The sequence below is a fragment of the Pseudomonas sp. P5_A12 genome, from assembly GCF_056400685.1.
On sequence record NZ_JBFUKU010000046.1, the window covers coordinates 15382 to 27854 of the forward strand.

Here is a 12473-nt window from a genome sequence, read left to right on the forward strand (position 1 = left end):
CGCGGGCAAGCCCGCTCCCACAAGGGATGATGTCAGGCGTTGGCGGGTTCCAGTGCCAGTTCGACTGCTTCAGGCCGTTTGAGCAGCGCATACGCCACTGCCGTCAGCAAACTCCCGGCGACAATCGCCAGCAGGTACAACAGAGCATGGTTGATTGCGTTCGGGATCGCCAGCACAAACAAACCGCCATGCGGCGCCATCAGTTTGCAGCCGAAATACATCGACAATGCCCCGGTCAGTGCGCCACCGGCAATGCTCGCCGGGATCACCCGCAACGGGTCTTTCGCAGCAAACGGTATCGCGCCTTCGGAGATGAAGCACAACCCCAGCACCAGCGCCGCTTTACCGGCTTCGCGCTCGGTTTGGGCAAACTTGCGTCGCGCAATGAACGTGGCGATGCCCAGGCCAATCGGCGGCACCATGCCGGCCGCCATGGTCGCGGCCATCGGTGCATAACTTTGCGACGCCAGCAGCCCCACCGAGAATGCGTAAGCCGCCTTGTTGATCGGACCGCCAAGGTCGACGCACATCATCCCGCCCAGCAGCACACCAAGCAGTATCGCGTTGGTGGTGCCCATGCTGTCGAGGAAGTGCGTCAGCCCTTCGAGCATCCCGGCCACCGGTTTGCCGACCACGTAGATCATCACCAGACCGGTGAACAGACTCGCCAGCAACGGGATGATCAGGATCGGTTTCAATGCCTCAAGACTCTGCGGCAAACGCGCGTAGCGGTTGATCGCCTGCGCCGCATAACCGGCGATGAAACCGGCAATGATCCCGCCGATAAAACCGGCCCCCAGGGTGCTCGCCAACATCCCGCCGATCATCCCGGGCGCCAGGCCCGGCCGGTCGGCAATCGAGTAGGCGATGTAGCCCGCCAGCAACGGCACCATCAACTTGAACGCGGTATCACCGCCGATCTGCATCAGCGCCGCCGCCAACGTGCCCGGTTCCTTGAACGCGGTGATGCCGAACACAAAGGACAGTGCAATCATCAAGCCGCCCGCCACCACCATCGGCAGCATGAACGACACCCCGGTCAGCAGGTGTTTGTAAACGCCCGTCTTCTCTTGTTTGGCCGGACCTTTGGAGCCGGTAGCGGCGGTTTCCTGCCGACCTTCGGCCAGCGCCTTGTTCAGCGTCGCTTCGGCGTGCTTCAGCGCAATGCCGGTGCCGCAGCGGTAAATCTTCTTGCCGGCGAAACGCTCGGTGGCGACTTCGATATCACAAGCCAGTAGCACCACATCGGCATCGGCAATCGTTTCCGCGCTCAACGGATTGCGCGCGCCGACCGAGCCCTGGGTTTCCACTTGCAGATCGTAGCCCAGACGCTTGGCCGCTTGTTGCAACGCTTCGGCGGCCATGAACGTGTGCGCGACACCGGTCGGGCACGCAGTGACCGCGACCAGTCGTGGCACGTTTTTCGTGAGGGCGGCGGGCTCGGCGACTGCTTCGGGGGCAACGTATAGCTGAGCTTCTTCAGCGCCGCGACGCAGCACCGCTTCGACGTCTTGCAGGGCTTGCGCCGGGGTGCTCTGGTAGACGCGCTTGCCGACAAATCGGGTCATGTCCACCGGCGCGCTGGTGACCAGCAACACCCACTCGGCGCCCTCAATGGTGGCCGCCGACAGTTGCCGCTCCGGATGCGCCGCATCCACTACTTCGACGCAGGTCATCCAGCCCTGACGCTGAGCCGCCGCATCGAGCAAGCGTGCGCACAGCACACTGGTGACCATGCCGTTCGGGCAGGCCGTAACAATGGCTAACTTCATCACAAACCCTCTTATTGTTCTGTCAGGGGACGCACGCGCACACCCTGTTCAAGCTGCGCCAATTGCGCGGCATCGCCGATGCCGAAACCGATCTGGGTGACCGCCATCGCGGCAATCGCCGTGGCAGTGCGCAGGGTCTGTTCAGGCGTATCGGCGCTGAGCAGTCCATGAAGCATGCCGGCCAATAACGAATCGCCCGCGCCCACCGTGCTGGCGACGCTGACCTTGGGCGGGGTGGCATGCAACGCCGAACCGACACTGAACCAGTTCACGCCATCCGCCCCGTGTGAGATCACCACGTGCTCGACTCCCTGAGCGTGCAATCGGCTCGCCGCTTGCGCCTGTGCCGCGACCGAAACGACCTCGCAGCCCACTGCATCAGCCAGCTCTTCGGTGTTGGGTTTGATCAGCCACGGCCCGGCTTTGAGTGCCACTCGCAACGCTTCACCACTGGTGTCGAGGGCGACGTTCAACCCGAGTTTTTTCAAGCGCACAATCAACGCTTGCAACCAGTGCGCACTGACACCTAGCGGCAAGCTGCCGGCGACGACGACCACATCGTGACCTGGCGCAATCTGCACGAGGCGATCGAACAACGCCTGCTGCGCGGCTTCACTGACCCTCGGTCCCGGACCATTGATATCGGTGATGCGCCCGTCGCTTTCCGCCAGTTTGATGTTGCTGCGAGTCTCGCCGGGAACACGGATGAACGCATCGACAAAACCGCGTTTGGCAAACAGGGTTTCGAACGCCTGGAGATTGTCCTCCCCGAGGAATCCGCTGACGGTCAGCTGATGGCCGAGATCCGCCAACACTTGCGCCACGTTCACGCCCTTACCGGCGGCGTGGGTGTGCATGGCGTCGCTGCGGTTGACTTGCCCGGGTTCCAGGCGTGGCAATTGAACGGTGAGGTCCAGCGCCGGGTTGAGGGTCAGGGTTAAAATCCGGGCCATTACAGAGCCTCCACTAATGCGCGCACTTCATTGGCGCTGCCCACAGCCAATGCCTGTCGGGCGAGAATTTGCGTCTGGGCAAGGCTAAGTTCACGAATACGCGCCTTGACCTCGGCAATGCTGCGGCCCGACACGCTGAGTTCGTCCACGCCGAGTCCGACCAACACCGGCACCGCCAGCGGATCAGCCGCCAACTCGCCACACACGCCTACCCATTTGCCATGGGCATGCGCCGCGCGCACGGTGATGTCGATCAGTTGCAGCACCGCCGGGTGCAAGCCGTCGGCCTGGGCGGACAAGGTCGGATGACCGCGGTCGATGGCCAAGGTGTATTGCGTCAGGTCGTTGGTGCCGACGCTGAAGAAGTCGACCTCTTTGGCCAGCACCGGCGCCAGCAAGGCGGCCGACGGCACTTCGATCATGATTCCCAGTTGCAGGTCGGCAACCGGGATTTCCAGGCGCAAGCGTTCGGTCATGTCCCGCGCCTGACGCCACTCATCGACGCTGCCCACCATCGGAAACATGATCCGCAGCGGACGGTTGTCGGCGGCCCGCAGCAAGGCGCGCAATTGCGCTTCCATGATCTTCGGGCGTTGCAATGTCAGGCGAATGCCGCGTACGCCGAGGAACGGATTCTCTTCCTTGGCGATGGGCCAATACGGCAGCGGTTTGTCGCCACCGACATCAAGGGTTCGCACCACCAGCGGCCGGCCCGCCAGGCCGTCGAGGACGCGACGGTATTCGACTTCCTGAGTGGCCTCGTCCGGCGCCTGCGGGTGAGCCATGAAAATCAATTCGGTGCGCAGCAGGCCAATGCCTTCGGCGCCCTGCTCTACCGCGCTGGTGACGCCCGCGCTTTCACCAATGTTGGCGAACACTTCGACTGCGTGACCATCGGTGGTGAGCGCCGGTTGATGACGTTGTTCAGCGGCCACTTGCAGGCGCTGTTCGCGGGTGTCGCGTTCTTCGGTGGCGCGTTGCAAGGTCAGCGCATCGGCATCCACATGAAGGCGGCCGCGCTGGCCGTCAATCAGCAACGGCGTACCCGGCGCCAGCAGCAACACGGCCTCCCCGGCACCGACCAGCGCCGGAATGCCCAGCGCTCGAGCGACAATGGCGCTGTGGGCGGTCGCACCGCCACGAGCCGTGAGAATGCCGGCGACGCGAGCCGGATCGAGACGCGCCACGTCGGATGGCCCCACTTCGTCCATCACCAGAATGTAAGGCTGGTCAGGTTCGCTCGGTGTTTCGACGCCGGCCAGTTGCGCCAGTACACGACGGCCGATGTCGCGCAAATCAGCCGCACGCTCGGCGAGCAATGCGTCCTGCAACGACTCCTGTTGCTTGGCCGCCGCTTCGATCACCCCCATGCACGCTGCCTCGGCGCTTTCGCCTTGCTTGAGACGGGTGTCGACTTCATCGCTCAGTTCCGGGTCGTCGAGCATTTCCTGGTGAGTGATGAAAATCTCGCGGATGGCCTTGGACTTGCTACGTTCGATCAAGCCTTCGATGTCGCGACGCACCTGCGCCATTGCGAGTTTGAGACGCTCACGTTCGATGCCGGCAGACTCACCGCGCAACGGATAATCGATGATTTGCAGCACCTGAATATGCGCCGGGCCGATGGCAATGCCCGGGGCCGCGGCGATGGCTTGAATCACACTGCCGGACGCCGGGGCGAGCAGCACTTCGGCCTCATCGGCGACTTCTTCGCGCTGTTGGCTCACCGCCGGCAATGGCTCGACTTCTTCACCGAGACCTTCTTCGATGGCGGCCAACAGGGCCGGCAAGGCATCAGCGGCAATGCTCGGTTCGGCGATAAATTCCAGCACCTGGCCCCGACGGGCGCCGAGGCTGAGCAGTTTGCTCAAACTTTTTACCGACACCGCGCTGTCTTGGCCGTCGACGATGCGTACGCGAATTTCACCTTCAAAACTTTTCGCCAGTTGCGCGAGGATCTTCGCCGGGCGCGCATGCAAACCATGGGCGTTCGCCAGCGCAATGCGCGCGCTCGGCCAGTCCGCCGGCAGTTCGCCGCCGAGGACTTCGAGCACTTTGCGGCTGCTGGTGGCGCGGCCCAGTTCGTGGCCGCGACCTTCAATCAGCAACGCACACAGACGTTCTAGCAAGGCCTGATGCGCTTCACCGAGGCTGGCCAGGCAGAACAGTCCGCTGAGCGGCTGGCCGAGGTAGCGTATTGGTTTGTCCGGGGTGACGAAGGCCAGGCCCGGGCGCTTGACCGTTTGCTCGCTGTGCAACCACCACAAGCCGTCGCCCAAGGGCAACGCTTCGACCTGTTGCAACACGGCGGAGAAACCGTTGCTCACGCAATCGGCCTGGCGCAGCAAACGCGCACCGCGCCAGACCAGTTCTTCGAAGTCATCGGCAGACACACCAAGGCCGATCATCTGTGCATCCAGCGCCAATTCCTGCGGCGCGCCTTGCAGCAGTTTCAACAAGGCCTCGGCGGAGCTCGCACGGCGCAAGGCCTGGCCCAGATCGGTTTCGCCGAGGGCGCGGGTCAACAGTTGCAACAAACGCAAATGCTCATCGGACTTGGCCGCGATACCGATCGCCAGGTAAACGATCTGACCATCCCCCCAATCCACGCCTTCGGGGAATTGCATCAGCCGCACGCCGGTGGAAAACACCTGATCACGGGTTTGCGGCGTACCGTGGGGGATGGCAATACCTTGTCCGAGAAAGGTCGAGCCCTGAGCTTCACGCGCCTGCAAACCGGCCAGATACCCCTCGGCGACCAGTCCATCGGTGACCAGATGCTCGGCCAATAACTGCAACGCTGCGGACTTATCCACAGCCGACTGGCCCATGGAAATCTGCTCTATGGTGAGCTCGAGCATGCTTTCTCCTTTTTGGCGTCTGATGACGCCAGGTATTGTTTTGAATGAATCAGCTTAGGCGCCTAATCTTCACTTTTGGCGGTTTCACGGCAGAACCGGCCAAAGGTGCTTACAGTCCCGAAAATACGCCTGCTGAAACGTTTAATCTAGAATACTTGGCACGTTACTCGATAATGTCTCATCCTTGAAGCCCAACTTGTCGGATGTGCTTGGACATTAGTCGTCTGCCTGATTCGGGTAGGATTGGCGAAAATGTCGGGCAAGCTCGAAAAAACAAGGAAATCCCGAGTTGAAACTCAGTGATATCGCACAGTTGGCCGGTGTGTCCGTAACCACCGCCAGTTATGTCATTAATGGCAAGGCCGAACAGCAGCGCATCAGCAGTGCCACTGTCGAGCGCGTGCGCGCGGTCGTCGAGCAGCATGGCTTTACGCCTAATCCTCAAGCGGCCGGGTTGCGCAGTCGGCRTACGCGTACCTTGGGCTTTATTCTGCCGGACCTGGAAAACCCCAGTTACGCACGAATCGCCAAACTGCTGGAACAAGGTGCCCGGGCGCGCGGCTATCAATTGCTGATCGCCAGTTCCGACGATGCGCCGGACAGTGAACGGCAATTGCTGCAACTGTTCCGCGCCCGGCGCTGCGACGCGCTGATCGTCGCCAGTTGCCTGCCGCCCGGTGAYGACAGCTACCGCCAGTTGCAGGCCAAAGGCATTCCGATCATCGCCATCGACCGGGTCATGGAACCCGAGCATTTCTGCTCGGTGATCAGTGATGACCGCGAGGCCAGCCTGCACTTGACCCGCAGTCTACTGGACCCATTGCCCAAGCAGATCGCCTTGATCGGCGCGCGCCCCGAGTTGAGTATCAGCCAGGAACGCGCGGCCGGCTTCAAAGAAGCGCTGGACGGATTCCAGGGCGAGGTGTTGATCGAGCACGGCGAATCGTTCAGCCGCGAGTGCGGCAAGCAGTTGATGGAAGAAATGCTCCAGCGTCTGGGACATCTGCCAAATGCTCTGGTGACCACCTCCTACGTGCTGCTTCAGGGTGTGTTCGATGCCTTGCACGACTATCCGCTGAAAACCCGTCCGTTGCGCCTGGGTACGTTCGGCGACACGCAGCTGCTGGACTTCCTGCCGCTGCCGGTCAACGCCATGGCTCAGCAGCATCAGTTGATCGCCGATAAAGCCCTTGAGCTCGCACTGGCCGCCATCGAGCAGTCCGATTACCAACCCGGCGTGCAGGCCATCGCGCGGACTTTCAAGCAGCGTATTCACCGGGACTGAACCGTGGAGCTGATCGACAGCCACACTCATCTGGATTTTCCGGATTTCGACGAGGACCGTCAGGCGCTACTGGCCGAAAGCCGCGCCCTGGGTGTGCGGCGGATGGTGGTGTTGGGGGTTTATCAGGCGAATTGGCAGCGAGTCTGGGAGCTGGTGCAAAGTGATCCCGACTTGCATGCTGCATTCGGTTTGCACCCGGTTTACCTGGAAAATCATCGACCTGAAGATTTACGTGAGCTCGCCGACTGGCTGACGCGTCTGGCCGGCCATCGGCAGTTATGCGCAGTGGGCGAGATCGGCCTGGATTATTTCATCGAAACCCTGGATCGAGAGCGCCAGCAGGCGCTGTTCGATGCGCAACTGCAACTGGCGGCGGACTTTAATCTGCCGGCGCTGATTCATGTGCGGCGCAGCCATGCGGCAGTGATTGCCACACTGAAACGCTTTCGTTTGAAACACGCAGGGATCATCCACGCCTTTGCGGGCAGCAAGGAAGAAGCGCGCGAATACATCAAGCTCGGTTTCAAACTGGGTCTGGGTGGTGCCGCGACTTGGCCGCAGGCACTGCGCATGCACCGTGTGCTCGCTGATTTGCCGCTGGAATCCGTGGTGCTGGAAACCGACTCACCGGACATGGCACCGGCCATGTTTCCCGGCCAACGCAACAGCCCGGCACACCTGCCGGCGATCTGCGCGGCACTGGCACAGATCATGGCGATCAGCCCTGAGCAATTGGCCGCAGCCAGCACAGCCAATGCGTGCGAGCTGTTCAACTGGTAATCAGTCGGCGTGGGCCTTGGCGGCATCCAGAATCAGCGTGAGGTGTTGCCGTTGCCGGGCGAACTGATTGATGGAGTAGTAGACCAGAATCGCGATCAGCGAAAAATTCAGCTGTTCAACCACGCTGAGCATTCCGATCCATTCCATGACCAGCGCCACCAGGACCGCGGTGCACACCATCACCAGGGTGCTCGCCCGGAGCATGGCCAGTGAGTCGAGAGACTTGAAGCGCTTGATCTGTTTCGGGTCGATCAACTGCAAGGCTTTATGACAGTGAGTGCAGGCGAACGACTCGTTGATCGCAATGGCATTGATTTGCCAGGTTTCGAGCACACAGGTACACCCGCAATGGGCGCAGCGCCCCTGGACTCCGATCGTTGCGACAGACATAACCCCGCCTCCTCATGGCAAGCCCGAGTGAAAGATCCCCCTCATTGAAGACGAAAAATCAGAGCACTGAGGACAACAGGCCATTATCCGCCCGAAAAAATAAAAAGCACTACAAATTGTGTGTGAAATCTGTGGGAGTGAGCAAACTCGCTCCCACAGGGATTTTTTCAAACCCTGAAAGCGCTGATCAGGTGCTTGAGTTCCACCACCTGAGCCGACAACGCACGGCTGGCATCCTCGGTCTGGTGCGCCCCTTCTGCAGTGCGCTCACCGGCACGGTTGATCTCGACAATGTTCTGATCGATGTCGTGGGCGACAGCATTCTGCTGCTCGACAGCAGCAGCGATCTGCTGGTTCTGGTCAACGATCATGCCGACGGCGCCGAGGATGTTTTCCAGCGCCTGCTGGACCTTTTCCGACTGCCCGACCGTGCCGTCAGCCACCTGATGACTGATGCCCATGGCTTTCACCGCCGCGCCGACTCCGCTATGAAGCTTGCTGATCATCTTTTCGATTTCTTCGGTCGATTGCTGGGTGCGTTTGGCCAGCGTCCGGACCTCATCGGCCACCACCGCAAAACCACGCCCCTGCTCTCCGGCCCGCGCGGCTTCAATGGCCGCGTTAAGGGCCAGCAGATTGGTCTGCTCCGCGATGCTTTTGATCACTTCCAGCACGCGGCTGATGGACTGGCTGTCGCTGGCCAGTTGATTGATCACCAGCACCGACTGATCGATCTCACTGGCCAATTGCGCGATGCTGCCCTGCTGGGACGCCACCAGCCCGCGGCCGGTGATGGTCTCGTCATTGACGCTGTGGGCGCTGCTGACCGCCGCAGCCGCACTGCGCGCCACCTCGAGGGAGGTGGCCGACATCTGGTTCATGGCCGTGGCGACCTGCTCAATCTGCGTACGTTGCCCGGCCACCGCCTGGTTGCTCTGGGTAGAAACGCTTTGAACCTGCCCGGCCTGACGCTCGACCTCATTCACGGTCTTGCCGACGCGCTCGATCAGGTCATGGATTTTCTTCACAGTGCTGTTGAACACCTCGCCCAACTCGCCCAGCTCATCGCGGCTATGCGCGCGAAAGGTCACCGTCATGTCACCGGCTGCGACCTTATCCRTCATTGCGCCCAGCCGCTTGAGGGTGGTGCGGGTTGAAGCGTAGAAGCCRCCGTAAAGGTAAAAAATCAGCACAAACACCACCGACAGCGCCACGGTCTGCAAGACCATGTGGGTGCGGTTTTGCTCCAGTCGCTGCTGCAACTGTGTGCCGAGGAACTTCAGCGTGGCTTCATTGAGTTGGTAAGTTTGGTCCATCAGGCCGGTGACCTGATCGTAAAAGCCCTGCCAGGGTGTATCGAGTGTGTCCGCCATCACCACTTTTTCTTCGAACAGCTCACTGGCTTTTTTCAGCGAGGCCTTGCTGCTATCAGCTTGCGCAGCCAGGGTTTCGCGCGCTGCCTTGCTGGAGCCCAAGGCGTCCTGCAGCTTCAGGCTGTATTCACCCTGAAGCCTTTCGATCTGTGCCAACAGCTCATCAAATCGAGTGCTCGACGCAGAGTTGATAAAGCCTTGCCCCAGCGAAAAGGAACCCATCGCCCGGCCTTCGCCCAGCAGTTGGGTCACACGCGGAGTGACGCTTGTGATCAGTTCGCTCAGTTGACGCATATCGCTTTGGCTGTCACGACTGAGGCCGGCCTGAGTGGCGATGATCTGGCTGAAAATCTGCGCGTTGCCAAGCAGTTTTCCGATCATTCCACTTTTGCTTTGCACAGAGCTTTCCAATTGCTGGGTCTTGAACGCAGCGACCATTTCATCGCGTTTGTCGTCGAAAGCCGTGATCTGCTCCGGATCAGTGGTCATGGCCGTCATCCCCTGCAGGCGCGTGAGGATATTTTGCTCCAGCGTGCCGATCTTCGACTCGACATTGCCGGCCTTGCCGGACTGGCCCAGCGTGACGTTGATCTGTACCAGATTGTTCAGGGTTTCCAGGTCTCGCCGAAGGGTCAGGCCGCTGCCCAGCAGGTCGAGGCTCTGAAGTTCGACTTGCGTGCCCTGAAATTCACGATAGGAGTCGCGCACCAGATAAAAATTGGTAACCAGCATGGGCACAAGGAACAGCACGCTGATCAGGCTGAACTTCATGCCGAAGCTCAGGCGGTTCATCAGCGCGACGGCGGGATAGAGCAAGCTCTTCACTGGAAGTCTCCCTTTGAGTTCTTATTTTTATTTTTCAGGCGCTGACTGGCGGCAGATAGCCACTATTCAGTGCTATCCCTGTATATCTTAAATCGGCAGGATGTTTTGTAACTTAAGGTTAACGAAGGGCAACACATCCCTGTAATTGGATGGACTCGCCCAAGCCGAGGCGTCTATGCACCACGGTGGCATTCTATGAAAGCCAACGACAGCGAGGGCGAGTCCTTTCAATTACAGGGATCGGTGTGCTACGGGAAGACAGTCCACAGCGCAAAACCGGCGTACCAGAGCACCGCCGCGCGCAGTAGCAACTCCCAGATCCGGTCCAGGCTGTTGATGCCATCCGGTCCGACGACCGGGGCCGGAATTTCGCCGGCCACCATCCCGACCTTCTCGATCAACTGAGCGGCGCTGATGTTCCAGTTCAGCAACTCATTCAACATCACCCGGCCGACCGCCACAAAGTTACCGACCAGTGCAAAACTCGCCGCCAGCAACCGCACGGGCACCCAATCAAAGGCGTGACGCAATTGGGCCGCGCGCTCGACCACGGCCGGGTTCTGCCCATGTTCCTCGGTCAGTGCCAACAAGCGATAACTCAGGGCGGCAACCGGCCCCAGCAGGAAGTACCAGAAAATGACCGCAAAGAAACTCTGGTAAGCCTCCCACAGCAGGTGCGCTTCAACCCGTTCCAGCAATTGTTCGGCGCTTTCGGCGCAAATATCCAGGTCACGTTCGGCCACATGCTCAGCGGCTTGCAGGTCTTCCCGACGCCAAGCATCGCGAAATGGCCCCAGGCCGGCCAGCAGATCGCCGCGGCCCAGGCTGTAAATCACCACCAGCAAATGCACCGGTAACGCCAGCAGACCATAGGCCACGGGATCCAGCACCACCAGCAGCAACCCCAGCAGCGCAACCGGCAGCAACACCATAATGATAAGGATCAACCATGGCCGGTCGATCAGACGTGGCGTGACCTCAAGCTTGTTCAGCTCGCGCACCCAACCGCCATCACGTTGGACCCGATGACGCAGTGCCGAGAACTTCTCGATCCACACCGCCAACAGCAACACCAGAAAACTCATTGTCCTTCCTCTTTTGCCAGTGCCGCGCGATAGCGTGCCCAGTCGAACGCCGGTCCTGGATCGGTCTTGCGCCCCGGCGCGATGTCGCTGTGCCCACAAATGCGCTGCGCAGTGATGCCGGTGTAGGCGTTTTGCAGCTGCCGGGTCAAAGCCGTCAGCGCGAGATACTGAGCATCGGTGAACGGCAGATCATCCGTGCCTTCAAGCTCGATGCCCACCGAAAAATCGTTACAGGTTTCCCGGCCCTCGAAACTCGAAACACCGGCGTGCCAGGCACGCTCACTGCAAGAGACAAACTGTGTGACAGTGCCGTCACGCTCAATCAGAAAGTGGGCTGACACCCGCAAGTCAGCAATGCCTTCAAAATAAGGATGCTCCGTGACATCCAGACGATTCTGGAAAAATTCCTGCACCTTGCCGGTGGCGAACTGCGCTGGCGGCAAGCTGATGTTGTGGATCACCAGCAGGGAAATTTCGCCCGAGGGGCGCGCATTGAAGTTGGGTGAGGGGCATAAACGCACGTCCTGACACCAACCGCTCGCGGGGTCCAACTGCATACAGGTTCCTTCAGCGACGACTGTGTTGGCGCCCAGTATGCCGCGATAGACCCTCCGGATGCGATCACTTGCCACGAATGGAACGTCTATGAGGCCTTGGGTTGACTCGTGCCATGGCCCTATAATCGAGCCACTTTGTTTGTGGAGTCCGTTATGCCGAACCTACGTCTCGCCGACTTGACCGCCGAAATCGAAGCCAACGTACGCCGTGCGTTGCGCGAAGACATCGGCAGCGGCGACATCACCGCGCAGCTGATCCCGGCCGAACGCCTGGCAAAAGCCACCATCATCACTCGTGATGCCGCCGTCATTGCCGGCACTGYGTGGGTTGATGCGGTTTTCCGGCAACTGGACCCACGGGTCGCGGTGCATTGGCAGGTGTGTGACGGCGAACGGGTCAAACCCAATCAGGCGCTGTTCCACCTCGAAGGCCCGGCGCGCTCGCTGCTCTCCGGAGAACGCAGTGCCCTGAACTTCCTGCAATTGCTGTCGGGCGTCGCCACGCGTGCGCAATATCTGGCGGATTTTGTCGCCAACACCCAAGTGAAGTTGCTCGACACCCGTAAAACCCTGCCCGGCCTGCGCCTGGCAC

Annotated in this window: 10 protein-coding genes; 3 read left to right on the forward strand and 7 right to left on the reverse strand. The window is 60.6% G+C overall.

Annotated features, from left to right (window positions below):
- Positions 1–32: 32 nt before the first annotated feature.
- The 3 genes from AC1DSG_RS09420 to ptsP are packed head-to-tail and all read right to left on the reverse strand — an operon-like array spanning position 33 to position 5586.
- On the reverse strand, positions 33–1772 hold the full coding sequence (locus tag AC1DSG_RS09420; protein WP_477790642.1) for a PTS fructose-like transporter subunit IIB: 1740 nt from the start codon (positions 1770–1772) through the stop codon (positions 33–35).
- A gap of 11 nt (positions 1773–1783) precedes the next feature.
- A complete protein-coding gene (gene pfkB, locus AC1DSG_RS09425; RefSeq protein ID WP_477790643.1) occupies positions 1784–2725 on the reverse strand; it encodes a 1-phosphofructokinase in 942 nt (313 codons plus the stop codon).
- Entirely contained in the window at positions 2725–5586 is a 2862-nt protein-coding gene (gene ptsP / locus AC1DSG_RS09430) for a phosphoenolpyruvate--protein phosphotransferase (RefSeq protein WP_477790644.1), read from the reverse strand. The genes pfkB and ptsP overlap by 1 nt, the downstream gene beginning before the upstream one ends.
- Positions 5587–5875: 289 nt before the next feature.
- Between ptsP and cra the strand changes: the two genes are divergently transcribed.
- Positions 5876–6871, forward strand: coding sequence for a catabolite repressor/activator (gene cra / locus AC1DSG_RS09435; RefSeq protein ID WP_477790645.1), 996 nt, complete (start codon positions 5876–5878; stop codon positions 6869–6871).
- Between the two features lie 3 nt (positions 6872–6874).
- On the forward strand, positions 6875–7651 hold the full coding sequence (locus tag AC1DSG_RS09440; protein WP_477790646.1) for a TatD family hydrolase: 777 nt from the start codon (positions 6875–6877) through the stop codon (positions 7649–7651).
- Here the strand turns inward: AC1DSG_RS09440 and AC1DSG_RS09445 are convergent, their stop codons facing one another.
- The 4 genes from AC1DSG_RS09445 to ampD form a co-directional block, all read right to left on the reverse strand.
- Positions 7652–8041: a hypothetical protein gene (locus AC1DSG_RS09445; protein WP_477790647.1), complete on the reverse strand. Its 390-nt coding sequence runs from the start codon at positions 8039–8041 to the stop codon at positions 7652–7654.
- Positions 8042–8208: 167 nt separating this feature from the next.
- Positions 8209–10239, reverse strand: coding sequence for a methyl-accepting chemotaxis protein (locus AC1DSG_RS09450; RefSeq protein WP_477790648.1), 2031 nt, complete (start codon positions 10237–10239; stop codon positions 8209–8211).
- A 248-nt stretch (positions 10240–10487) separates the two neighbouring features.
- Positions 10488–11324 carry a regulatory signaling modulator protein AmpE gene (ampE, locus tag AC1DSG_RS09455; RefSeq protein WP_477790649.1) on the reverse strand — a complete coding sequence of 279 codons (837 nt, stop codon included), beginning with the start codon at positions 11322–11324 and terminating at the stop codon, positions 10488–10490.
- Positions 11321–11881 (reverse strand): 1,6-anhydro-N-acetylmuramyl-L-alanine amidase AmpD, encoded by a 561-nt coding sequence (gene ampD, locus AC1DSG_RS09460; protein WP_477790650.1) that lies wholly within the window; start codon positions 11879–11881, stop codon positions 11321–11323. The genes ampE and ampD overlap by 4 nt, the downstream gene beginning before the upstream one ends.
- A 153-nt stretch (positions 11882–12034) precedes the next feature.
- On the opposite strand from ampD, the gene AC1DSG_RS09465 reads away from it, so the two are divergent.
- On the forward strand, positions 12035–12473 hold a 439-nt coding region (locus AC1DSG_RS09465; RefSeq protein WP_477790651.1), incomplete at its 3' end, for a nicotinate-nucleotide diphosphorylase.